The sequence below is a fragment of the Nocardioides sp. DN36 genome (assembly GCF_055380375.1).
The window spans coordinates 3,809,930-3,833,805 of sequence record NZ_AP043823.1 but is presented as its reverse complement, the minus strand read 5'-3'; the positions used below and the strand labels follow the sequence as shown (position 1 = coordinate 3,833,805).

The 23,876-nt window shown below is 71.9% G+C and carries 20 protein-coding genes; 11 read left to right on the top strand and 9 right to left on the bottom strand.

Going from position 1 to position 23,876, the window contains the following annotated elements; genetic code table 11:
- The first annotated feature begins 68 nt into the window (after window positions 1–68).
- Window positions 69–1,511: a fatty acid desaturase gene (locus ACZ43H_RS19340; RefSeq protein WP_464585636.1), complete on the top strand. Its 1,443-nt coding sequence runs from the start codon at window positions 69–71 to the stop codon at window positions 1,509–1,511.
- A 308-nt stretch (window positions 1,512–1,819) separates the two neighbouring features.
- Here ACZ43H_RS19340 and ACZ43H_RS19335 read toward each other — a convergent pair whose 3' ends face one another.
- Window positions 1,820–3,220: an HNH endonuclease gene (locus ACZ43H_RS19335; RefSeq protein WP_464585635.1), complete on the bottom strand. Its 1,401-nt coding sequence runs from the start codon at window positions 3,218–3,220 to the stop codon at window positions 1,820–1,822.
- A gap of 1,240 nt (window positions 3,221–4,460) precedes the next feature.
- Between ACZ43H_RS19335 and ACZ43H_RS19330 the strand changes: the two genes are divergently transcribed.
- From ACZ43H_RS19330 to ACZ43H_RS19320, 3 genes are all read left to right on the top strand, one after another.
- Window positions 4,461–5,054: a TetR/AcrR family transcriptional regulator gene (locus tag ACZ43H_RS19330; protein WP_464585633.1), complete on the top strand. Its 594-nt coding sequence runs from the start codon at window positions 4,461–4,463 to the stop codon at window positions 5,052–5,054.
- The gene (locus ACZ43H_RS19325; RefSeq protein ID WP_464585632.1) at window positions 5,051–6,451 is read left to right on the top strand and encodes an MFS transporter; all 1,401 of its coding nucleotides are present in this window, start codon (window positions 5,051–5,053) and stop codon (window positions 6,449–6,451) included. Before ACZ43H_RS19330 ends, ACZ43H_RS19325 begins: the two co-directional genes overlap by 4 nt.
- Before the next feature lie 97 nt (window positions 6,452–6,548).
- A complete protein-coding gene (locus ACZ43H_RS19320) occupies window positions 6,549–7,397 on the top strand; it encodes a methylenetetrahydrofolate reductase (protein ID WP_464585631.1) in 849 nt (282 codons plus the stop codon).
- On the opposite strand, the gene ACZ43H_RS19315 is transcribed toward ACZ43H_RS19320, so the two are convergent.
- The 8 genes from ACZ43H_RS19315 to ACZ43H_RS19280 are packed head-to-tail and all read right to left on the bottom strand — an operon-like array spanning window position 7,364 to window position 13,919.
- Entirely contained in the window at window positions 7,364–8,002 is a 639-nt protein-coding gene (locus ACZ43H_RS19315) for a pyridoxamine 5'-phosphate oxidase family protein (protein ID WP_464585629.1), read from the bottom strand. The two genes, ACZ43H_RS19320 and ACZ43H_RS19315, sit on opposite strands and share 34 nt — an antisense overlap.
- 14 nt (window positions 8,003–8,016) lie before the next feature.
- Window positions 8,017–8,469 carry a VOC family protein gene (locus ACZ43H_RS19310; RefSeq protein ID WP_464585627.1) on the bottom strand — a complete coding sequence of 151 codons (453 nt, stop codon included), beginning with the start codon at window positions 8,467–8,469 and terminating at the stop codon, window positions 8,017–8,019.
- 56 nt (window positions 8,470–8,525) lie between these two features.
- A complete protein-coding gene (locus tag ACZ43H_RS19305; RefSeq protein ID WP_464585625.1) occupies window positions 8,526–8,957 on the bottom strand; it encodes a hypothetical protein in 432 nt (143 codons plus the stop codon).
- Window positions 8,958–9,008: 51 nt separating this feature from the next.
- Window positions 9,009–9,674, bottom strand: coding sequence for a DUF1638 domain-containing protein (locus ACZ43H_RS19300; protein WP_464585624.1), 666 nt, complete (start codon window positions 9,672–9,674; stop codon window positions 9,009–9,011).
- The gene (locus ACZ43H_RS19295) at window positions 9,613–11,586 is read right to left on the bottom strand and encodes an ASKHA domain-containing protein (protein ID WP_464585622.1); all 1,974 of its coding nucleotides are present in this window, start codon (window positions 11,584–11,586) and stop codon (window positions 9,613–9,615) included. Before ACZ43H_RS19295 ends, ACZ43H_RS19300 begins: the two co-directional genes overlap by 62 nt.
- 4 nt (window positions 11,587–11,590) lie before the next feature.
- Window positions 11,591–12,472 (bottom strand): dihydropteroate synthase, encoded by an 882-nt coding sequence (locus ACZ43H_RS19290; protein WP_464585621.1) that lies wholly within the window; start codon window positions 12,470–12,472, stop codon window positions 11,591–11,593.
- The gene (locus tag ACZ43H_RS19285) at window positions 12,469–13,134 is read right to left on the bottom strand and encodes a corrinoid protein (RefSeq protein ID WP_464585619.1); all 666 of its coding nucleotides are present in this window, start codon (window positions 13,132–13,134) and stop codon (window positions 12,469–12,471) included. The genes ACZ43H_RS19290 and ACZ43H_RS19285 overlap by 4 nt, the downstream gene beginning before the upstream one ends.
- Window positions 13,134–13,919 carry an IclR family transcriptional regulator gene (locus ACZ43H_RS19280; protein ID WP_464585617.1) on the bottom strand — a complete coding sequence of 262 codons (786 nt, stop codon included), beginning with the start codon at window positions 13,917–13,919 and terminating at the stop codon, window positions 13,134–13,136. Before ACZ43H_RS19280 ends, ACZ43H_RS19285 begins: the two co-directional genes overlap by 1 nt.
- A 150-nt stretch (window positions 13,920–14,069) precedes the next feature.
- On the opposite strand from ACZ43H_RS19280, the gene ACZ43H_RS19275 reads away from it, so the two are divergent.
- The 7 genes from ACZ43H_RS19275 to ACZ43H_RS19245 all read left to right on the top strand — a co-directional run bounded on the left by ACZ43H_RS19275 (window position 14,070) and on the right by ACZ43H_RS19245 (window position 23,874).
- A complete protein-coding gene (locus ACZ43H_RS19275) occupies window positions 14,070–15,509 on the top strand; it encodes a trimethylamine methyltransferase family protein (protein ID WP_464585615.1) in 1,440 nt (479 codons plus the stop codon).
- Window positions 15,510–15,513: 4 nt separating this feature from the next.
- A complete protein-coding gene (gene purU / locus ACZ43H_RS19270; RefSeq protein ID WP_464585614.1) occupies window positions 15,514–16,401 on the top strand; it encodes a formyltetrahydrofolate deformylase in 888 nt (295 codons plus the stop codon).
- Window positions 16,402–16,480: 79 nt separating this feature from the next.
- Complete coding sequence (locus tag ACZ43H_RS19265) at window positions 16,481–17,257, top strand: IclR family transcriptional regulator (protein ID WP_464585612.1); 777 nt, start codon at window positions 16,481–16,483, stop codon at window positions 17,255–17,257.
- Between the two features lie 238 nt (window positions 17,258–17,495).
- On the top strand, window positions 17,496–18,989 hold the full coding sequence (locus ACZ43H_RS19260) for an aldehyde dehydrogenase family protein (protein WP_464585611.1): 1,494 nt from the start codon (window positions 17,496–17,498) through the stop codon (window positions 18,987–18,989).
- Between the two features lie 30 nt (window positions 18,990–19,019).
- Entirely contained in the window at window positions 19,020–20,735 is a 1,716-nt protein-coding gene (gene betA, locus ACZ43H_RS19255; RefSeq protein ID WP_464585609.1) for a choline dehydrogenase, read from the top strand.
- Entirely contained in the window at window positions 20,732–21,823 is a 1,092-nt protein-coding gene (locus ACZ43H_RS19250; protein ID WP_464585607.1) for a quaternary amine ABC transporter ATP-binding protein, read from the top strand. Before betA ends, ACZ43H_RS19250 begins: the two co-directional genes overlap by 4 nt.
- Window positions 21,820–23,874 (top strand): ABC transporter permease, encoded by a 2,055-nt coding sequence (locus ACZ43H_RS19245; RefSeq protein WP_464585605.1) that lies wholly within the window; start codon window positions 21,820–21,822, stop codon window positions 23,872–23,874. Before ACZ43H_RS19250 ends, ACZ43H_RS19245 begins: the two co-directional genes overlap by 4 nt.
- Window positions 23,875–23,876: the final 2 nt, after the last annotated feature.

Genomic DNA, 23,876 nt, shown 5'->3' with positions numbered 1-23,876 from the left:
CTCTTGTCAAGCCGGGTTTACAGACCCTATGGTCGTGTAAACCCGGCTTCGGCAGGAAGGCAGCGGCCATGAGCACGACCTCGCAGCGCCCCTCCGGGGGCACGTCCGGCACCGTCCCGACCGGCTCGACCGAGCGGTGGACGGACAGGAAGCGCTACCTGTGGCTGATCGGCCTCGTGGTGCCGTCCCTGGCCTTCATCGGCTACGGCATGTGGGCGCTGACCGGCTGGGGCGTGTGGTTCTGGATCGGGCCGATCGTGATCCTGGTCGTCGTACCCGCCATCGACCTCGTCGCCGGGCTGGACCGCTCCAACCCGCCCGACGACGTCATCGAGGCGCTCGAGAAGGACCGGTACTACCGGTGGGTCACCTACCTGTTCCTGCCGATCCAGTACGCCGGCTTCGTCGGCGCGCTCTACCTGATCAGCGGGGGCGCCGACCTCGCGACCGTGGACAGGATCGGGCTGGCCGTCTCGATCGGCTGCATCGGCGGGATCGGCATCAACACCGCCCACGAGCTCGGCCACAAGAAGGAGAGCCACGAGCGCTGGCTCTCGAAGATCGCGCTCGCCCAGAGCTTCTACGGCCACTTCTACATCGAGCACAACCGCGGCCACCACGTCCGGGTCGCCACCCTCGAGGACCCGGCCAGCAGCCGGGTGGGCGAGAACTTCTACCAGTTCTGGCCGCGCACCGTGATCGGGTCGCTCAAGAGCGCGTGGCGCCTCGAGAAGCGTCGGTACGCCCGCCGCAAGCAGCACCCGTTCCGGATCGGCAACGACGTGCTCAACGCCTGGCTGATGTCAGCGGTCCTGTGGGGCGGGCTCATCGCGTGGCTCGGCGTCGGGATCCTGCCGTACCTGCTCATCCAGGCGGTCGTCGGCTTCTCGCTGCTCGAGGTCGTCAACTACATGGAGCACTACGGGATGCTCCGGCAGAAGGTCGGCGTCGGCGAGCGGCAGCGCTACGAGCGGGTCGACCCGTCGCACTCGTGGAACTCCAACAACATCGCCACCAACGTGCTGCTCTACCACCTGCAGCGGCACAGCGACCACCACGCCAACCCCACCCGGCGCTACCAGACGCTGCGCGACTTCGAGGAGAGCCCGGTTCTCCCGACCGGGTACGCCGGGATGATCGTCCTCGCCATCGTCCCCGCCGTCTGGCGGCGGGTCATGGACCCGCGCGTGCTCGCGCACTTCGACGGTGACCTCACCCGCGCCAACCTCTCGCCGCGCAAGCGCGACCGGATCCTCGCGAAGTACCCGCCGCCTTCCCACGGCGAGCCCACCGCCACCGACGTGAGCGTCGCCGCGGCGCAGGCGGTCGAGGTCCTCGCCGCGCAGTGCCCCGGGTGCGGCTACGTGTACGACGTGAACGCCGGTGACGAGCACGAAGGGTTCGCTGCCGGCACCGCCTGGGCGGACGTTCCCGACAGCTGGTGCTGTCCTGACTGTGGGGTGCGGGAGAAGGTCGACTTCATTCCTCTCGCGAAGTCTGAGGTTGCCTGAATCCTTTCGGGGTGTTGCCTTCTTCCGGCAGTGGCCTTCTCCGGCGGTTGCCGGCCCTCTCGGTGCTGTGGCTCGCTGCTGGCTTCGTGTGGCCCTTCGCCGCGGACCGTGCGCCGTCGCTTGCTTCGCTGCGGCGCCGGTTCCGTTTGCTCTCGTTGCGGTTCGCCGCGGCGCCTTCGCTCGCTCTTACGCTCCTTGCGCGCGGTTCGCGGCTGCGGGCCACTCCTGGCCGGCAGCCTCTCCTTCGCCCCTTCTCTGCTGGGGGTTGTTGTCGATCCCTGACCGTGCTCGACGGCTGATTCGTCTCCTCACTCGCGTCGGGGGCGGGATCGGGTCCACTGGTCGGGTGGGTGGCCGGGTCTCGGGGGTGGCCGGAACTCCGGCTTGCCGTCTGCGGGGCTGATCCGGACCTGCCAGGGGGTGTGGTGGACGGTGCGGTGGTGGTGGCCGCACAGCAGGACCAGGTTGTCCAGGCTGGTGTCGCCGCCCTCCGACCACGGGGTGATGTGGTGGGCGTGGCCCATCACCGGCGGTCGGGTGCAGCTGGGGAAGGCGCAGTGTCGGTCGCGGCAGACCAGGGCCCGCCACAGGGCCGGTGTCACCAGCCGGTGGGTGCGGCCGACGTCGAGGACCTCGCCCCTGCCACCGAGGGCGATGGGGATGATGTCGGCGTCGCAGGCCAGCCGCCGCACCACGGCCGGGGTGAGCTCCAGGCCGTCGTCGGTCACCCCTCCGACCGGGGTGGCGGCGTCTGGTGTGGTGGTGCCGAGGGTGGCCCAGTCGATCTGGCCCCGGAGGGTCTCGAGGGTGACGGTGACCGCGATGCGGGGGCGGGCGCCGTGGCAGTCGGGTGGGAGGTCGGTGGTCAGGGCGTGCCGGGCGGTCTCGACCAGGGCGTCCCACAACCGGGCGCCGTGATCCCTCGGGTCCTCGGCCTCGGCGCAGTCCGGGTCATCCTCATTATCTGTGCCGGTGCCGGTGCCGTTGCCGGTTGTGGTGGCGGTGGCGGGCTGGGGCTTGGTGAGTGGGAGGAGGGCGGCCTTGATCAGGGCGGCGTCCTCGATGGTGCCGCGGCCGCGGAGTCGGATGCCGCCGGCGCCGTCCTCGGTGATCGCGAGGTACCGGTGGTGGTGCGCGGCCCGGTCCTCCCGGTCCAAGGCCTGCTCGAGCTGGCGTTCGGCCTTGTCGGGGTCCACCAGGACGGCGAGGCGTTTGCCGACGGTGGCCAGGTCGGTGGCGTTCAACCGGCCCGCCTCGCCCAGCAACGCGGCCTCGCCCTCGGCCCGGACCGTTGGGTTGAGGGGGAGCCTGTCGACCGCGGTCACGATCACCGACGCCTGCTCCGGCGACACATGTCCCGCGGCGAGTGCCGCGTGGGTGGTCGCGTAGTCGCCGACGAGGGCCGTGGCCTGGCGGACGGTGCGGTGGCCCTCGGCGTGGTGCAGACCGGCGAGGTGGGTGAACCACGCCGCGGTCGACCCCCACGCCAGCTCGGTCTTGGCGACCCCGCGGGCCTCGATCTCGGCCAGCACCGGCGCCTGCACCGCCGCGACCCGGCAGCGGACCTGCTCCAGCGCGGCGACCACGTCGACCAGCTCGTCGCTGGTCTTGGCGGCCCAGAGCACCTCGCCGAGCTGGGTGAGCAGCGCGGCCGCGGCGGCGGCCACCCCGGCGGGGCTGGTCGTCGTGTCGGTCGGCTGCTGCTCCATGACCTGACTCAACCAGTAGGCGCCGACAGTCCCGGCCTCCTGACCTGTGGATATCTCGCTGGGCGAGATGCTTTCCGAAGAAAGTTTCGAGGAGCAGTTTGAACGCCTTGGCGGCGCTCTTGGGGGCAACCGCAGGGACCCTCGCCGAATGGTCACAGACTCCACCGGATCGGCCAGATTCGATGCGGTTGGTGACCAAACCACACACCCCGAACCCGGGAGCCGGCGCCGTCCGAGGCGGACCTCCCCGTATCCGGCCAGGACCACCACCGAAGGCAACCGGAGGGCCGGGAGCGAGTCGGAGCCCGGCGCCGACGCCCGCCGCCCGGCCGGGTCGCCAAGGAGGGGTGCCGATTGGTCACAGCCCGCATCGGATCGCGCCGATCCGATGCGGTTGGTGACCAAACCGCACACCCCGGAACCCGGGAGCCGGCGCCGTCCGAGGCTGACCTCCCCGTATCCGGCCAGGACCACCACCGAAGGCAACCGGAGGGCCGGGAGCGAGTCGGAGCCCGAACCCGACGCCAGCCGCCCGGCCGGCTCACCCAGGAGGGGCGCCGAATGATCACAGACGGCATCGGAAACCGTCGATCCTGTGCGGTTGGTGACCAAACCGCACACCCCGAAAGCCGGGAGTCGGCGTCGGCCGAGGCGGACCTCCCCGTAGCCAGCCAGGACCGCCACCGAAGGCAACCGGAGAGCCGGGAGCGAGCCGGAGCCCGAACCCGACGCCAGCCGCCCGTCCGGCTCGCCAAGGAGGGGTGCCGAATGGTCACAGCCCGCATCGGACTGCGCCGATCTGATGCGGTTGGTGACCAAACCGCACGCCCGGAAGCCGGGAGCCAGCCCCGACCCCAGCTGACCCGCCCCGTAGCCGGCAAAGGACCGCCACCAAAGGCAACCGGAGGGCCGGGAGCGAGCCGGAGCCCGACCCCGGACGCCAGCCGCCCGGCCATGTCGCCAGGAGGGGTGCCGAATGGTCACAGACCCCACCGAACCGCGCCGATCCGATGCGGTTGGTGACCAAACCGCACACCCCGAACCCGGAAGCCAGCCCCAAGCCCAGCGGACCTCCCAGGTAGCCAGCCAGGACCGCCACCGAAGGCAACTGGAGAGCCGGGGAGCCGGCCCCGACCCGGGCGGACCTGTCCCGTAGCCGGGAGCGAGCCGGAGCCCGAACTCGACGCCAGCCACCCCCAGCACGAGCGCACAGGATCACCCGACTTCCTAGACTGGTCCCGTGACCAGCGCCCCGCACGCCGCCGCCGCGGCGCCCACCATGCGCGAGCGCATCGTCGAGAGCGCGGTGGCGCTGACGACGGAGGTCGGGTGGGCGCGGGTCACCATGGCCACGGTGGCGGACCGGGTCGGGGTGAGCCGGCAGACGGTCTACAACGAGGTCGGCACCAAGCCGGGGCTGGCCGAGGCGATGATCCTGCACGAGCTCGACCGCTTCCTCGGCGTGGTCAACCTCGCCTTCGACGCGCACCCGGACGACCTGGTCGCCGCGATCGGGGAGGCGTCGCGGGGGGTGTTGGTGCTGGCCCAGGACAACCAGCTGCTGCACGCGGTGGTCTCGGCGACGCACGGAGCCGACACCGAGCTGCTCCCGCTGCTGACGACGCACGCCGAGTCGCTGCTGGCGGCGGCGAAGATCGTGATCGCCGACCGGATCGAGCCCTACGACCTCCGTCTCGACGAGGAGCACCTCGAGGCCGCGATCGACATGGTGGTGCGGGTCGTGCTCAGCCACGTCATGCAGCCGTCCGGACCCCCGGAGCGCACGGCCGCCGACATCGCCTGGATCTCCGCTCGCGTGCTGCGCAGCCCGTGAGCGAGTCGGGGACCGCGCCCGCGGTCCGGCTGGGCACGGCCGCCGGTCGTGGAGTCGTGGTCGCCGCCGTGCTCGGGTCGGGGATGACCCTGCTGGACGGCACGGTCGTGAACGTCGCGCTGCGCACGGTCGGCCGCGACCTCGACGCGAGCCTGGCCGAGCTGCAGTGGATCACCAACGGCTACCTCCTCTCGCTGGCCAGCCTGATCCTGCTCGGCGGCTCGCTCGGCGACCGGTTCGGCCGCCGGCGGGTCTTCGAGGTGGGGACGGTCTGGTTCGCCCTGGCCTCGCTCGCCTGCGGCCTCGCGCCCACCCCCGTCGCCCTGATCGCCGCCCGGATCCTGCAGGGGGTCGGCGCCGCGCTGCTGACGCCGGGGAGCCTGGCGATGATCCAGGGCGCCTTCCACCGCGACGACCGGTCCCGCGCGATCGGGTCGTGGTCGGGGCTGGGCAGCATCGCCGCGGCCCTCGGCCCGTTCGTCGGCGGCGGGCTGGTGGAGTACGCCTCCTGGCGCTGGATCTTCCTGATCAACCTGCCGGTCGCCGTGGTGGCGGTCGTGGTGGCCCGGCGCTGGGTGCCCGAGACCCTCGACCCGGCCGCGCCCGACCGGTTCGACGTCCCCGGGGCGGCGCTGGCCGCGATCACGCTCGGCACCGCGACGTACGCCCTGATCCAGTGGGGCGACCCGCTGGCGCCGTGGGCGGCCGGGACGGCGGCGCTCGCAGGGGTGGCGTTCGTGCTCGTCGAGAGGGCCAGCTCGCACCCGATGCTCGCGCTCGGCATCTTCGCCGACCGCACCTTCAGCGCCGCCAACGCGATGACCCTGCTGGTCTACGCGGCGCTGGGCGCGGTGCTGTTCTTCCTGGTGCTGCAGCTGCAGACGGTCGGCGGCTACGGGCCGCTGCTCGCCGGCATCTCCACGCTCCCGATCACCCTCTGCATGATCTTCCTGGCCGCTCGCGGGGGTGCGCTCGCGGCCCGGATCGGGCCCCGGGTGCCGATGACGTTCGGTCCGCTGGTGATGGCCGGCGGGACGCTGCTGCTGCTCCGGGTCGGCCCGGACGTGTCCTACTGGACCGACGTGCTGCCGGGGCTGACCGTCTTCGGGCTCGGCCTCGCGCTGATGGTCGCCCCGCTGACCGCGACCGTGCTGGCCGCCGCGCCCCAGGCGCACGCCGGGATCGCGAGCGGGGTGAACAACGCCGTCGCCCGCTCCGGCTCGCTGCTCGCGGTCGCGGCGCTCCCGGTGGCGGTCGGGCTGACCGGGGAGCAGTACGCCGATCCGGTCGCCTTCGACGCGGCGTACCGCACCGCCGTGGTCGCCTGCGCCGTCCTGCTGGCGCTCGGCGGCGTGCTCTCGTGGTGCACGATCCGCAACCCCAGCGGACGAGGCTGACCATCGGCCGGAACGTCGGCCCGTCGCCCCTTTTCGGCGCCTCCGGCGGCGGCTAGCATGAGCGGCAATCGGTGCGCATCACGAAACGGAGTGCATCATGCGCAACAAAGATGTCGCGCGGACCATGGTGCGCCTGCTCGAGCAGGCGCGGTACGAGGTGCTGCCCACCGCCACCACCGAGGACAAGCTCCTCACCCACGTCCCCCGGGACCGCACCGTCACCGTCACCGCCTCCCCGAGCAAGGGGCTCGAGGCGACGCTCGACCTCGCCGAGCGGCTGACCGGCCACGGGTACGTCGCGGTGCCGCACCTCGCGGCGAGGATGATCAGTGGTCGCACCGAGCTCGCCGAGATCTGCGCGCGGCTGACCGGCAAGGGGATCACCCGGATCTTCGTCCCGGGCGGCGACGCGGAGCCGGTGGGGGACTACCCCGACGCGCTCTCGCTGCTCGAGGACCTCGCCGACCTCGGCCACCCGTTCAGCCAGGTCGGGATCACCGGCTACCCCGAGTCGCACCCCACCATCCACGACGACCTCACGGTGCAGTCGATGTGGGACAAGCGCCGCTACGCCACCCACATCGTCAGCAACCTGACCTTCGACCCGGCGGTGATCTCCTCGTGGGTACTCCGGCTGCGCACCCGCGGCGTCACGATGCCGTTGCTGCTGGGGCTGCCCGGCCCGGTGGAGCGCGCCAAGCTGCTGGCCATGGCGACCAAGATCGGGGTGGGCGAGTCGACCCGGTTCCTGGTCAAGCACAAGGGGACGTTCGCCCGGCTGGCCGCGCCCGGCGGGTTCACCGGTGAGCGGTTCCTCGAGAAGTGCGCGCCCGCCCTCGGCGAGCCCGGCGCCCTGGTCGAGGGGCTGCACGTCTTCACGTTCAACCAGATCGCCGAGACCGAGGCCTGGCGTCAGGACCTGCTGGGGCGGTTGCGCAGCCGCTGAACCGACGGCGGCAGCGGCAGGTCCGCCGCCCACGGCGCCGGGACCGGCGGGTCCAGCACGGTGCGCAGCGGCACCAGCCCGCTCCACACGTCCGGCTCCGCGCCGGCCTCCTCGGGCGTCGCGGGCCACCCGTCGGTGACCTTCAACAGCCAGCTGCCGGCCACGATCGGCAGCGCGAGCGCCCGGCTCGCGGCCAGCTCCTTGCGGGTCGACCGCCGCACCTCCGACGTACGCCCCGGGAGCAGGCTCTCGGAGAAGGTGTCGAGCGCCGCCTCCGGCGGGTCGACGACCGTCAGCGCCCCGCGGATCGTCGCGGAGCGGTAGTTGACCGAGGACTCGAACGTCGTCGGCGCGACCACCAGCGCGTCGAGGGCGAACACCGTGAGCACCGCCGGTGCCCCGGCCGCCACCCGGCGCAGCGCCCCCGCGCCGGTCGAGCCGTGCAGGAGCACCCGATCACCGTCGCGGGCGTAGAGCATCGGCACGGCGAGCGGCTCGCCGTCGGCGACCGTGGACAGCACCCCGACCCACTGGGAGTCGAGGAGGTCGTCGAGGACCGCTCGGTCGGTGACGCCGTACTCGGGGAACCGGTTCAGCTCGCTCACGCCCCGGCCTCCGGTCAGCTCGAGACGAAGATGCAGAACGGGTGGCCGCTCGGGTCCGCGAACACGTAGAGCGGCTCCTCCTCGTCGGCGCTGCGGTCGTGGAGCACGGCCCCACCGAGGTCGAGCACCCGCTGCCGCTGCCGCTCGAGGCTCTCCACGTCGGAGACGGCCATGTCGAGGTGCAGCATCATCTGCTGGTCACCCGGCCGGTCGGGCCCCGGCGTCCACACCGGCGCGACGAACTCGGCGTTGGCCTGGAAGGCGAGCCCGCGGCCCGAGCGCCAGGCGTCCGGCTCGGGGCGCAGCACCAGCCAGTCCTCGCCGCGCTCGTCGGGCTCGCCCGCGGCCGGCGGCTCGTCGCCGGGGCGGTAGGAGTACCCCAGCAGCAGGCGGTAGAACTCGGCGAGCCGCCTCGGGTGGCGGCAGTCGAGGACGGTCTGGGCGACGAACGGGTGGGCGTCGGTCACGCCCCGACGGTACGACAGCGCGGCCCGCCCGTCAGCCGTCGGGGAGATCGGCGCCGTCACCTCGGGCGGGGCGGGCGGTAGTCCGTCTGGTGCAGGGTCAGGGCGACCCGCCCCCGGCCGTGGGGGCGTTCGGGCCACAGCCCCAGCCGTACGACGTACGCGCCGTCGGGGGAGTGCAGCTCCCAGGACGGGCCGGCCGTCCGCCAGCCGGCCAGCTCGAAGGCGTGGGTGACCTGACGGCGCCGGAGCTCGCGTGGCGCCAGCGCCGCCAGCAGGGCGTCGCCGCCGTTCCCGCACTGGACCCGCAGGTGCTGAACCACGGCCTCGGGCTGGACCACGCTCAGCATCCGCTCCATCTGCACCAGGTCGCGCCGCTGGTCGCGCTCGCACATCGCCGCCTGCGTCCAGTCGCCCGCCACGACCGCACCGAGCCCGCACGCGGTCACCGTCGCGGTGGCCGTGACGAGCAGTGCCACGGGGTGGTGCATCCTTCGAGGCTAGGACGGTTCGGGCCCGTCGTAATCACCGACAATGGGTGATCAGCCGGGGGTCGCGACCAGCGTCGAGAGCACCGACTCGAGCCCGCCGTCCCCGGTCTCGACCACGGTCAGCGGCAGGCCGATCCGTCCGGCGGCGTCCTCGGCCAGGGCGCGCAGCTCGTCGTCCGGTGCCTGGGCCAGCCACACCACCCGGGTGTAGTGGCCGAAATAGGCCTCCCGCAGCTCCGGCCAGCGGTCCAGCCCCAGCTCCTGCTCGACCGTCCGGGCGAACGACCGGACCAGGAAGTCGGTGAGCAGGTAGGTGCCGGGCTCCTCGTCGAAGAGGCGCTCGACGCGACCGGAGCCGGCGTACACGTCGTAGCAGTGCAGTCCCGGCAGGCGCTCGACACCCAGCTCGCGGCAGACCTCGTCGAGCGCGCCGTAGGTGCCACAGTCGGCGTACCCGACGACGATGCGGTCGTACGCCGCGGCGAGGCGCAGCGCGAGCGCCCGGACCTCGCCGGCGATCCGCTGCGGCTGGTTGTGCAGCAGCGGCGGCAGCGGGTGCACGTCGAGCGGCCAGCCCGTGCGGGCGGCGACCGCGGCGGCGGGCTGGGCCAGGGCCCCGCAGGCGAGGAGGGCGCAGGGCCGCCGGGCCGCGGGCTCAGAAGCCGAGCTGCTCGACGAAGCGGTCGTTGAAGTCGGGACGGTCGGAGAGCTCGACATAGGTCACCTCCTCCAGCAGCGTGCGCGCACCGGCCCGCTCGCGCACCGAGAGCAGCGCCATCTTGGCGCCCTCGCCGGCGACGTTGCCGGCGGAGACGATGCGCAGCACGGGCAGCTTGGGCACCAGCCCGATCCGGACGGCCGAGGCGGGGGAGAGGTAGCTGCCGAACGAGCCGGCCAGCAGCACCTGCTGGACGTCGCGGTGCTCGAGGCCGAGCTCCTCGAGGAGGAGCGACCAGCCGGTGGAGATCGCGGCCTTGGCGAACTGCAGCTCGCGTACGTCGCGCTGGGAGAGCACGACGCACTCGTCGGTCTTGGCGTCGGGGTAGGGGCGGTGCAGCACGAACACGCGCTCCTCGCCGATGCGGGTCAGCCGGTCGGCGAGGGCCGGCACCTCCTCGGCGGCCCGCTCGTCGGGCACGAACCGGCCGGTGCCGTCCAGCAGGCCGACCCGCACGAGCTCGGAGACCGCGTCGACCAGGCCGGACCCGCACAGGCCCCGCGGCTCGACGTCACCGATGACCGACAGCTCGACGGTGTCCCCGAGCTTGACCACCTCGATCGCGCCGTCGGCAGCGCGCATGCCGCACCGGATCGCGCCGCCCTCGAACGCCGGCCCCGCGGGTGCCGCGGTCGACAGGATCCTCTCGCCGTCGCTGAGCACGATCTCGCAGTTGGTGCCGACGTCGATGAAGAGCCGGGTGCGCTTGTCGCGGTCCATCCCGGTGGCGAGCATGCCGGCGACGATGTCGCCGCCGACGTAGGCGCCGAGGGCGGGGAAGAGGTACGCCCGGGCCCGCGGGTGGAGGGCCAGGCCGAGGTCGGTGGCGAGCACCGACGGCGGCTGGGAGGTGGACATGACGAAGGGCGCCACGCCCAGCGGCTCGGGGTCGATGCCGAGCGCCAGCGCGGTCATGGTGGCGTTGCCGGCCACCGCGACCTCGTAGACGCGGGCCGGGTCGACGCCGCCCTCACGACACACCTGGTCGGCCAGCTGGGCGAGGGTCTCTCCGGCCGCGGTGCGCAGCCGACCGAGCGCCTGGGGGTCGAGCATGGTGGCGCTGATCCGGGTGATCACGTCACCGCCGAACGGCTGCTGCCGGTTGAGCATCGAGGTGACCGCGAGCGGGGTGCCGGTGGCCACGTCGAGCAGGGTGGCGACGACCGTGGTGGTCCCGAGGTCGAAGGCGATCGCGTAGCGCTCCGCGGTCGTGTCACCCGGCTCCACGTCGACGAGCGCCTCGTCCACGACGACCGCGGTCACCTTGAAGTCACCCTCGCGCAGCACCCCGGGCAACCGCTGCAGGACGTGCAGGTCGGCGACCGGAGCGAGGTCGTCGATCGCCCCCAGCAGGCGGTCGAGGTCGGTGCGCTGGTCGGTGAGGCTGGGCTCGTCGAGCTCGACGTACCGCTTCTGGAGGGCGGGCCGCAGGATGACCTGGCGGCCGACGCCGACCGTGGCCGCCTTGGGTCGGGTGGTGAGCGGCGGGACGTCGACCGCGAGGTCACGGGTCGCCTGGACCAGGCAGGCCAGCCGCCAGCCGTCGTCGAGCTGCGCGCGGCTGAACGTGCGCACGTCGTGCCGCGAGATCGGGCTCGGCCCCTCGATGCGGACCCTGCACTTGTGGCAGGTGCCGTGGCCGCCGCAGGTCGAGTCGATGGCGATGCCGTTCCACGACGCCGAGTCGAAGACCGTCACCCCCGGCGGCACCCGCACCGACCGGTGCGTGGGCGGCGCCTCCCCGCCGGGGTCGACGGTGAACGAGAGCTCCACCCGGCCGGTGCCGTCGTGGACCGCCTGCTCGGTGCCCGGCGGTTCGAGCAGCCCCTCCCGGCGGACCCCGGCAAGGAAGAACTCGCCGCCCGGGAGGTCGGCCGACCCGGGGTCGGTGCGGTCGTCGGGCCCGGTCATGTGCTCACGCCGGCGCTGCCTGCTTCTTGCGGTGCGCCGCGATCCAGGCCATGCCCCACTCGTCGTGGTCGAGCAGCAGGTCCGCGGCCTTGACCGCGTCGACGATCTGGGGCGTGCGGACGTCCATGATCGCGCTGGTCAGGCCGGCGTGCATGGCCATCGGCAGGAAGGCCCCTCCGATGGTGTGCCGGTCGGGCATCCCGAAGGAGACGTTCGAGGCGCCGAGGGTCATGTTGACCCCGAAGTCGTGGCGGATCCGGGAGATCGTCTCCAGGGTGGTGCGCACGACGGAGGTGTCGGCCCCGATCGGCATGGCCAGCGGGTCGATGACGATGTCCTCGACCGCGATGCCGTACTCCTGCGTGGCGACGCGGATGATCTTGGCGGTCAGCTCGAGGCGCTTGTCGGCCTCCATGGGGATCTCGTCGGCGTCGTTGGGCAGGGCGATCACCGCGGCGTCGTACTTCTTGACCAGCGGGAGGATCGCCGCCATCCGGTCGTCCTCGGCGGTGATCGAGTTGACCAGCGCCCTGCCGTCGTACGCCGCCAGCCCGGCCTCGAGCGCCTCGACCACCGAGGAGTCGATGCAGATCGGGGTGTCGGTGAGCTCCTGCACCAGCCGGATCGCGCGGGCCAGCAGGTCGGCCTCGTCGGTGAGCGGGACCCCCATGTTCACGTCGAGGACGTCGGCACCCCCGGCGACCTGGGCGTGCACGTCGCGCTCGATCGCGGACAGGTCGCCCGCGCGCAGCTGCTCCTGGAAGATCTTGCGACCGGTGGGGTTGATCCGCTCGCCGATCAGGCAGAACCGCCGGCCGTGCCCGATCACGACCTCCTTGGTCGCGGAGCGGAGCACGGTCTCCCGCTGCTCGGCGGGGCCCGTCATGCCGGCACCTTGGAGCGACGGTCCTGGAGCAGCGACTTGGCCCGCTTGACGGTGGCGGAGGCGTCGGCGGCGTACCCGTCGGCGCCCACGGCGTCGGCGTACTCCTGGGTGACCGGGGCGCCACCCACCATCACGATCACCGAGTCGCGGATGCCGGCCTTCTCGAGGGCGTTCATGTTGGCCTTGAACATCGGCATCGTGGTGGTGAGGAACGCCGAGAAGCCCACGATGTCGGGCTGGTGCTCCTCGATGGCGGCCACGAACTTCTCCGGGGCGACCTGGACGCCGAGGTCGATCACCTCGAAGCCGGCGCCCTCGAGCATGATGTTGACGAGGTTCTTGCCGATGTCGTGGACGTCGCCCTTGACGGTGCCCATCAGGAACTTGCCGATGGTCTGGACGCCGGTCTCGGCGAGCAATGGGCGCAGCCGCTCCATCGCCCCGGCCATGGCGCGGCCGGCGATGAGCATCTCGGGGACGAAGAAGTCGCCGCGCTCGAAGCGGGCGCCCACCTCCTCCAGCGAGGGGATCAGGGCGTCGAACAGCAGGGTCTGGGGCTCCATGTCGAGCTCGAGCCCCTCGTTGGTCAGCTCGAGGACGCGCGGAGCGTTGCCCACGAGCGTCTCGTCGTAGAGGCTCTGCAGGATCTCTTCGGGGGTCATTACGCCACGCCCTCCTTGCGGGTGCGGCCGCGCAGCAGCGTGGAGAGCTGCGCGGCGTGGTCGAGGAGCTGCTGGCCGAGCTCGGTGAGCCGGCCCTCCATCCGTGGGGTGGGTCCCGAGACACCCAGGGCCGCGACCAGCTCGCCGCGGTGGCCGTGCACGGGGACGGCGACACCGGAGAGCCCGACCTCGAGCTCGTCGGTGGTGACCGCCCAGCCGCGGCGGCGGGTCCGCTCGCCGTCGCGACGCAGGTCGTCGGGGTCGCACAGGGTCGCCCCGGTCAGCCGGTCCAGCGGTCCGGTCGGGATCGGCAGCGCCCCGAAGGCGAGGAACACCTTGCCCAGCGCCGAGCAGTGCACCGGCACGTCGACCTCGGTCCAGTCGCGGGTGCCGAGCATGTAGCGGGAGTCGACCTGGGCGACCTGCACCACCCGGTCGCCGCGCACGACGCTGAGGTGGACGGTCTCGTGGGTGGCCTCGCCGATCTCGTCGAGGACGGGGTGGGCCAGCCGCACCAGCTCCTCCCACGGGTCGTGCCGCGCGGCGTACAGCCAGAACAGCCGGCCGGCGACGTAGGAACCGGTCTCGTTGCGCTCCAGCAGCCCGGTCCGCTCCAGCGCGGACAGCATCCGCGAGGTGGTCGACTTCGCCAGGCCGCACTCCTCCTGGAGGTCGGCGAAGGTGAGCGGCTCGTCGGCGCGCACGACCGTGGACACCAGCAGCGCCGCGCGGTCGACGGCCTGGGTGCCGGTCGACGTGCCGTTGCTGGTCGCGGTCTCGCTCACGGGCGGAGCTCCTGGTCGGAGGGCTGGGCGGAAGATCCCCTGAATTGGTTCCACATCATGGAACCAAAGTCCCACATGATGAGGCTAGGATCGCGACGAGGGTGCGGTCAAGGGGCCGCGCCCACCGGGTTCGCCGCCGCAGGAGGTCCGATGTTCCGCAACCGCATGCCGCGCTACGAGGTGCTCTCCGAGGAGGCGATGGCCACCCTCGACGGCGGCTGGCGCCGCCTGGTGACGGAGATCGGCGTGGAGTTCATGGACTCCCGCGCGCTCGACCTGTTCCGTGCGGCCGGCCAGAAGGTGGAGGACAACACCGTCTTCCTCGACCCGGACTTCGTGCTGGAGCAGGTGGCCAAGGCGCCGCGCGAGTTCGACGTGCAGGCCCGCAACCCCGAGCACTCCATCCACATCGGCGGCGACGCGATGGCGTTCGGCGCCGTCTACGGGCCGCCCTTCGTGCGGGAGGGCGACGTACGCCGCGACGGCACCATGGACGACTTCCGCAACTTCAGCCGGCTGGCGCAGACCTTCGGGGTGCTCGACTCGGCGGGCGGCGTGATCACCGAGCCCAACGACACCCCGCTGGACAGCCGGCACCTCGACATGACCTACGCCCTGCAGACGCTGACCGACAAGGTCTACATGGGCAACGTCGTCTCCGGCGTGAACGCGCGCGACACCCTCGCGATGACCGAGATCCTCTTCGGCTCCCGCGAGGCCATCGAGGCCACGCCGGCCACGATCTCGCTGATCAACTGCAACTCGCCGCTGCGCTGGGACGACCGGATGCTCGAGGCGCAGTTCGAGTACTCCGGCGCCAACCAGCCGGTCGTGCTCACGCCGTTCATCCTGATGGGCGCGATGTCGCCGGTGACCATCCCCGCCGCGCTCGTGCAGCAGATGGCCGAGGCGCTCTCGGGGATCGCGCTCTCCCAGCTGATCCGGCCCGGCTGCCCGGTGATCTTCGGGTCGTTCCTGTCCAACATCGACATGCAGTCGGGCTCGCCCACGTTCGGCACCCCCGAGTCCGGGCTGGGCCTGCTGTGCACCGGCCAGATCGCCCGCCACTTCGGGCTGCCGTTCCGCACCGGCGGCGGGCTCACCTCCGCCCAGGTGCCCGACGCCCAGGCCGGCTACGAGGCGCTGATGACGCTGCTGCCGACGTTCCTCGCCGGAGCCAACTGGGTGATGCACTCGGCCGGGTGGCTCGAGGGCGGCCTGGTCGCAGGCTTCGAGAAGTTCATCATCGACGTCGAGCTCGTGCAGATGCTCCAGCACGAGTTCACGCCGCTGGAGATCGACGAGGCGTCGATGGCGTTCGACGCCCACCAGGAGGTCGGCCACGGCGGCCACTTCCTGGGCGCGATGCACACGATGGAGCGGTTCCGCACCTGCTTCTACCGCCCGATGCTGTCGTCCTCGGAGAACTACGAGCGCTGGATGCGCAACGGCGCCAAGGACACCGCCACGCGCGCCGGCGAGATCTGGCGCAAGAAGCTCGAGGAGTACCAGCAGCCGGCGCTGGACGACGCCGTCCGGCAGGAGCTGGAGGAGTACGTCGTCCGCCGTCGTGCGGAACTGGGAGACTAGGTCCGTGCCCAGCTCCCCCGTCTCCGCCAACGCGACCACGCCCGCCGGCGACTTCGTCCTGGTGCTCGACTGCCCCGACCGCCCGGGCATCGTGCACGCGGTCTCCGGGTTCCTCGTCGAGCACGGCGGCAACATCGTGGAGAGCCAGCAGTTCGGCGACCAGAACACCGGCCGCTTCTTCATGCGCATCGACTTCCTCACCGAGGGCGCCACGACGCTGGAGCAGCTGCGCGGGGACTTCGCCGCGGTGGCGCGGACCTTCGACATGCGCTTCGAGCTCTGGGACGCCCGCGCGCCGTACCGCACGCTGATCATGGTCAGCAAGCACCTGCACTGCCTCAACGACCTGCTGTTCCGGCACAGCACCGGCGCCCTGCAGATCGACATCCCGGTGGTCGTGTCCAACCACCCCGACGCCGAGCCGCTGGTGCGGTCCTACGGCCTCGACTTCGCGCACGTGCCGGTCACCCCGGAGACCAAGCCCGCCGCCGAGGCCGAGCTGCTGCGGCTGGTCAAGGAGCACGACGTCGACCTCGTCGTGCTGGCCCGCTACATGCAGGTGCTCTCCGACGACCTGTGCCGCGAGCTGAGCGGCAAGGCGATCAACATCCACCACTCGTTCCTGCCGAGCTTCAAGGGCGCCAAGCCCTACCACCAGGCCTACGACCGCGGGGTCAAGCTGGTCGGGGCGACCGCCCACTACGTGACCGCGGATCTCGACGAGGGCCCGATCATCGAGCAGGACGTGATCCGGGTCGACCACAACCACACCCAGGAGCAGCTGGTCGCCGCCGGGCGCGACGTCGAGGCGCAGGTGCTCTCGCGGGCCGTGCGCTGGCACTCCGAGTCGCGGGTGCTCCTCAACGGGCACCGCACCGTCGTCTTCCGCTGACCTGCGTCGCGACGCGCCGGGCCCGCGCGACGCGCCGGGCCCGCGTGACACGTTGCGTCACGCGGCCTAGCGTTGCGCCATGAGCAACGCGGTGGAGGTGGCCCCGGGCGGGGTCCAGTCGGTGGACCGGGCGCTGACCATCCTCGAGGTGCTGGCCCGGATCGGCGAGGCCGGCGTCACCGAGATCGCGGCCGAGCTCGGCGTCCACAAGAGCACGGCGTTCCGGCTGGTCACCACGCTGGAGTCGCACCGGCTGGTCGAGCAGACCGCCGACCGCGGCAAGTACCGCCTCGGCGTCGGCCTGCTCCGCCTCGCCGGCGCCACCACCGCGCGCCTCGACCTGGTCCAGGAGGCGCGCCCGGTCTGCCGCCAGCTCGCCGCCGACACCGGCGAGACCGTCAACATCGCGGTGCTCTCGGAGAGCTCGGCGCTCTACCTCGACCAGGTCGCCGGCAGCTCGGCGCTGCAGCCGCACAACTGGGTCGGCCAGCACATCCCGCTGCACGCGACCAGCAACGGCAAGGTGCTGCTCAGCGGCCTCGACGCCGGCGCCCTCGACGAGGTGCTCGGCGGGCTGTCGCGCTACACGGCGATGACCATCACCCGGAAGTCGCAGCTGCGCGAGGAGCTCGCGGTCGTCCGCGAGCAGGGGTACGCCGTCGCGGTGGACGAGCTCGAGGTCGGGCTGACCGCCGTCGCCGCACCGATCCACAACGCCCACGGCGACGTGATCGCCTCGATGAGCGTGTCCGGCCCGACGTTCCGGCTGTCCCAGGAGCGGGTCGAGAAGGTGCTGCCGATGCTGGTCGAGGCCGCGCTCGAGGTCTCGCACCGGCTCGGGTGGGGCCACCGCTGACGACGAGCTTGCGCCGACTCGACCCTGTTTCGTGACGAAGTTGCGCCGACTCGACCCTGTTTCGCGGCGAGCTTGCGCCGACTCGACCTGCTCTCGGGAGGCTCACGCTTGTGCCTCACCTTGGTCACGTCAGGCCGAAGGTCCTTGACGTGACCACGCGAGTCCCACCATTCTCGGAATGTTCTCCGCTGGGTTGCGAGTGGAGGAATGGGTTGCGGATGGCGCAACGCTAGCGCGGGTGACCGCGGTGGGAGGGCAGCCGATGGCGGAGCTCTACGTCGACGGGGAGTGGACGAGCGCGCGCTCCGGTGGCCGCAGGGAGATCCGTTGTCCGGCGGACGGCTCGCTGGTCGCCGAGGTCGACGAGGCCGGCGCCGAGGACACGGCCGCGGCCATCGCCGCGGCCCACCGCGCCTTCCACGACGGCCCCTGGCCGCGGACGTCGGCGCGCGAGCGCGGGGACCTGCTGCTGGTGGTGGCCGACCTGCTCGAGCGGGACACCGCCATCGTGGCCGACCTGGAGTCGAGGGACACCGGCAAGCGGCTGGTCGAGAGCGAGTACGACGTCGCCGACGTGGTCTCCGTCTTCCGCCACTACGGCCGGGTCGCCGCGGAGGAGTCGGGCCGGGTCGTCGACACCGGCAACCCCGACGTGGTCAGCCGGATCGTGCACGAGCCGGTCGGCGTCTGCGGCCTGATCACCCCCTGGAACTACCCGCTGCTGCAGGTCTCCTGGAAGGTCGCGCCCTGCCTGGCGGCCGGCAACACCTTCGTGCTCAAGCCCAGCGAGATCACCCCGCACACCGCGATCCACCTGATGAAGCTGCTGGAGGAGGCCGGGCTCCCGGCGGGTGTCGGCAACCTCGTCCTCGGTGCCGGCGCCGCGGCCGGCGCCCCACTGTCGGAGGACCCGCGTGTCGACCTGGTCTCCTTCACCGGCGGCCTGGCCACAGGCAAGGCGATCATGGCCGCGGCCGCAGGCTCGGTGAAGAAGGTCGCGCTGGAGCTCGGCGGCAAGAACCCCAACATCGTCTTCGCCGACGCCGACCGCGAGGTGGCGCTCGACTTCGCGCTCACCGCCGTCTTCCTGCACTCCGGCCAGGTCTGCTCCGCCGGCGCCCGGCTGCTGGTCGAGGAGTCGATCCACGACGAGTTCGTGGACGCGCTCGTCGAGCGGGCGGGCCGGATCCGCCTCGGTGGCCCCTTCGACGACAAGGCCGAGACCGGGCCGCTGACCAGCTCCGGGCACCGCGACAAGGTCGAGCGGTACGTCGCCGCCGGGCTCGCGGAGGGCGCGGTGCTGCGCTGCGGTGGCGCCCGCCCCGACGATCCCGCCCTGGTCGACGGCTTCTACTACCTGCCCACGGTCCTGGACCGGTGCACGAGCTCGATGTCGGTGACCCAGGACGAGTCGTTCGGGCCGGTGCTCACCGTGGAGACCTTCCGCACCGAGGACGAGGCGGTCGCGATCGCCAACGACAGCATCTACGGGCTCGCCGGCGCGGTGTGGACCAGCGACGCCGGCCGGGCCGAGCGGGTCGCGGCCGGGCTGCGGATGGGCACCGTCTGGATCAACGACTACCACCCCTACGTGCCGCAGGCCGAGTGGGGCGGTTACAAGCAGTCCGGCATCGGGCGCGAGCTCGGCAACGCCGGCCTGGAGGAGTACCGCGAGACCAAGCACGTCTGGCACAACATCCGTCCGGCAGTCCAAGGCTGGTTCAAGGGCTAGATCCACGGGGCCGACCCACGAGGAGGGTGCATGAGCGACGAGCGGTACGACATCGTCATCGTCGGAGGTGGCTCCGCGGGGTGTGCCCTGGCGAACAGGCTCTCGGCCGACCCGGCCACGCGGGTGCTGGTCCTCGAGGCGGGCCGCTCCGACTACCGGATCGACCCGTTCGTGCACATGCCGGCGGCGCTGCCCATCCCGATCGGGAACCGGCTCTACGACTGGAAGTACGAGACCGACCCCGAGCCGCACATGAACGGCCGGCGCATCTTCCACGCCCGCGGCAAGGTGCTCGGCGGATCCAGCAGCATCAACGGGATGATCTTCCAGCGGGGCAACCCGATGGACTACGAGCGCTGGGCGCGCGAGCCGGGCATGAAGGAGTGGGACTACCTCCACTGCCTGCCCTACTTCAAGAAGATGGAGACCGTCCTGCTCGAGGACGGCAGCAACGGTGCCGACGGGTGGCGCGGCGGCTCCGGGCCGCTGGTGCTCGAGCGCGGCCCCGCGACCAACCCGCTGTTCGGCGCGTTCTTCGCCGCGGCCCAGGAGGCGGGCTACCCGCTGACCGACGACGTCAACGGCTACCGCCAGGAGGGGTTCGCGAAGTTCGACCGCAACGTGCACCGGGGCCGCCGGCTCTCCGCGGCCCGCGCCTACCTGCACCCGGTGAAGTCGCGCAAGAACCTGAGGGTCGAGACGCTCGCGCTCGTCACCGGCGTCCGGTTCCAGGGCCGGCGGGCGGTCGGCGTCGACTACCTGCGGGGCGGGCGGATGCGCCGCAGCGTCGCCGCCGGTGAGGTCATCCTGTGCGGCGGCGCGATCAACACCCCGCAGCTGCTCCAGCTCTCCGGTGTCGGCGACGAGGCGCTGCTGCGCAGCCAGGGCGTCGAGCTGGTGCACCACCTGCCCGGCGTCGGCGAGAACCTCCAGGACCACCTCGAGGTCTACATCCAGTACGCCTCGAAGCAGCCGGTCTCGATCGCACCCGGCCTGCGGATGCGCGCCCGTCCCAAGATCGCCTACGACTGGCTCTTCCACCGCTCCGGCCTCGGCGCCACCAACCACTTCGAGGGCGGCGGCTTCTGCCGCAGCAACGAGGACGTGGACTACCCGAACCTGATGTTCCACTTCCTTCCGGTCGCGATCCGGTACGACGGCTCCTCGCCGACGCAGGGACACGGCTACCAGGTCCACATCGGGCCGATGTACGCCGACACCCGCGGCTGGGTGCGGATCCGCTCCAGGGACCCGCGGCAGCACCCGTCGATGCAGTTCAACTACCTCTCCACGCCCAACGACAAGCGCGAGTGGGTCGAGGCGATCCGGGTCGCGCGCGACATCCTCAACCAGCCCGCGTTCGCGCCGTACAACGACGGCGAGCTCTCGCCGGGCCCGTCGGTGAGCACCGACGAGGAGATCCTGGACTGGGTGCGCGCGGACGCCGAGACCGCCCTGCACCCGTCGTGCACGGCGAAGATGGGCGTGGACGACTCGGCCGTGGTCGACCCGGCCACCATGCAGGTGCACGGCACCGAGGGGCTGCGCGTCGTCGACGCCTCGGTCTTCCCGTTCGTCACCAACGGCAACATCTACGCCCCCGTGATGATGGTGGCCGAGAAGGCTGCCGACCTGATCGCGGGCAACACCCCGCTGCCGGCCGCCGAGGTCCCGTACTACCGCTACCGCGACGGCATGCCCCTCTACCCGCCCGGCGACAGCCGCAACCCGGAGGACCGCTCATGACCACCTCGACCACGCCGGACACCTCGCCCAGCGCCGGAACGACCGTCACGAAGGGCGGCGCCCCGGCCGTCCACGTCGACAGCCTCTGGAAGATCTTCGGCCCGCAGGCCGACAAGGTCATCGGGACCCCCGACGCCGACCTCTCCCGTGCCGAGCTGAAGAAGAAGACCGGCTGCGTGGTGGGCGTGAAGGACGTGTCCTTCGACGTCGCCCCCGGCGAGGTCTTCGTGGTGATGGGGCTCTCCGGCTCGGGCAAGTCGACGCTGGTGCGCTGCCTGACGCGGCTCATCGAGCCCACCGCCGGGACGGTCCGGATCGACGGCGTCGACGTCACCGGGGCCTCCGACTCGCAGCTGCGCGACCTCCGGCGCAACCAGGTGTCGATGGTGTTCCAGCACTTCGGGCTGCTGCCGCACCGCCAGGTCATCGACAACGTCGCCTACGGCCTCGAGGTCCGGGGCATGGGGCGCAAGGAGCGGCGCGCCAAGGCCGAGAGCGTGGTCAACCTGGTCGGCCTGGAGGGCTACGAGGCGTCCTACCCCGACCAGCTCTCGGGCGGCATGCAGCAGCGCGTCGGCCTGGCCCGGGCGCTGGCGGGGGACCCGGACATCCTGCTCTTCGACGAGCCCTTCTCGGCGCTCGACCCGCTGATCCGCCGCGACATGCAGAACGAGGTGATCAGGCTCCACCACGAGCTCGGCAAGACCATGGTGTTCATCACCCACGACCTGCAGGAGGCGCTCAAGCTCGGGGACCGGATCATGATCCTGCGTGACGGCGAGATCGTGCAGGTCGGCTCCCCGGACGAGGTGGTCGGGGCCCCCGCGGACGACTACGTCCGCGACTTCACCTCCGAGGTCCCGCGCTCGCACGTCCTGACCCTGCGCTGGGTGATGCGTGAGCCGCGTCCCGACGACTCGACGGAGGGTCCGGTCATGTCGCCCGACACGATCGTGCGCCAGGCGGCCCGCGCCGCGCTCGCCTCGGACCACCCGGTGCGGGTGATGGAGGGAGACCGGCTGGTCGGCATCGTCGACGACGACGCCATCCTGCGGGTGGTCGTGGCCGAGGAGGGGATCCCCGCATGACCGCGATCCCCACGACCCACAGCCTGCGGGCCCGGCCGGCGGTGATGGGGGCGTTCCGCGCCCACTGGCGGCTCTGGTCGCTCCTGGGCGTGGTCGTGGGCTGGATCGCGCTCTGGGCGGCCTTCCAGGGCGAGGACACGCTGGCGATCAGCGGCTCGGCCCTCACCGACGTGCACAGCAAGCTCCTCGACGCCAGCAACTGGGTCGAGGACGCCGCGGCGTCGGGATCCAGTGCCTGGGTCAACGTCGCCAACGACTTCGCCGACGCCCTGAACGCCGTCTTCGAGTGGCTCCAGCACGTGTTCACGGTCGCCGAGTTCCCGCGCCCCCTCCCGCAGGTCGGCTGGCTGGGGACCATCGCCCTGGCGGCGTGGGTGACCTTCGCGGTGGCCGGCTGGCGGATGCTGCTGCTGGTGGTCCCGTCGTTCCTCATGTTCGGGTTCCTCGGCTACTGGGACGACTCGATCGACATGCTCCTGCTCATCGGGCTGTCCGTCGCCGTGGCCGCCGCCGTCGGCATCCCGCTCGGCATCTGGATGGGCCACAGCAAGACCGTCACCGCGATCATCACGCCGGTGCTCGACGTGATGCAGACGATGCCGACGTTCGTCTACCTGCTGCCGATCGCGATCCTCTTCGGCATCGGGCCCGCCGCGGCCATCGTGGTGACCCTGATCTACGCCACCCCTCCGGTCGTCCGGATCAGCGCGCACGGCATCAGGACGCTCCCCGCCGGCGTGCTCGAGGCGACCGACTCCCTCGGCCAGGGCGGCCGGCAACGCCTGCTGAAGGTCGAGCTGCCGCTGGCCAAGCGCACCATCATCGTGGGCCTCAACCAGACCATGATGGCGGCGCTGTCGATGGCCACCATCGCGGCCTTCATCGACGGGCCCGGCCTCGGCCAGCCCGTCCTCGACGGGCTCAAGCGCGGCCAGCTCGGCACATCGTTCGTCGCCGGCCTCGCGATCGTGATCATGGCGATCATGCTGGACCGCACGATCACCGCGGCCAGCGTGCGCAGCGAGCAGGCGAAGCGAGCCGGCGGCGGGTTCCTGCGGCTGCGCCGGATCGCGCTCGGTGTCGGCGGCGCGGGCACGCTGGTGGCGCTCTACCTCTCGCACAACTACGTCTGGGCGAACGAGTTCCCGAGCAAGCCCGACCTCGGCACCCCGATCCGGGACAAGGTCGACCAGTTCGGCGACTGGCTGCGCTCCGACCTCTCGAGCTTCACCAACTCCGTCCAGACCGGCTTCACCGAGCACTTCCTGAACCCGGTGCAGTCCCTGATCGCCGACTCGCCGTGGTTCGTCACGGGGGCGGCGCTGCTGCTCATCGCCGCCATCGTGGGTGGCGTCCGCGCGTTCGCCGTCTCGCTGGTCTGCCTGGCCGGGATCTACTACCTCGACCTGTGGAACAACGCGATGATCACGCTCACCGCGGTCGTGGTGGCGACGGTCGCGGTCGTGGCCCTCGCGGTGGTGTTCGGCGTCTGGATGGGGCGCAGCCGGGGGGCGGACCGGTCGATCCGGCCGTTCCTGGACGCCGGCCAGACCATCCCGGCGTTCGTCTACCTGATCCCGATCCTGATCCTCTTCGGGGCCAACCGGTTCACGGCCATGGTCGCCGGCGTCATCTACGCCGCGCCGGTGGCGATCAAGCTGGTCGCCGACGGGGTCCGCGGCGTCTCGACCAACACGGTCGAGGCCGCCGAGTCCTGCGGCTCGAACACCTGGCAGACGATCACCAAGGTCCAGCTCCCCATGTCCCGCGGCTCGCTGCTGCTCGCCGTCAACCAGGGCCTGCTCTACGTGCTGTCGATGGTCGTCATCGGCGGCATGGTCGGCGCCGGAGCGCTCGGCTTCGACATCGTGCACGGCTTCCGGCAGGCCAACTACACCGGCCGCGGGCTCGCCGCCGGGATCACGATCGTGCTGCTCGGGATCATGCTCGACCGGATCACGACGTACGGCGCCCAGCGGACGCAGCGCGGCCCGAAGCTGTCCGCGACCGCACGCTGGCGCGAGGTCCTGCGCCTCGCCCCGCCCAAGTAGCC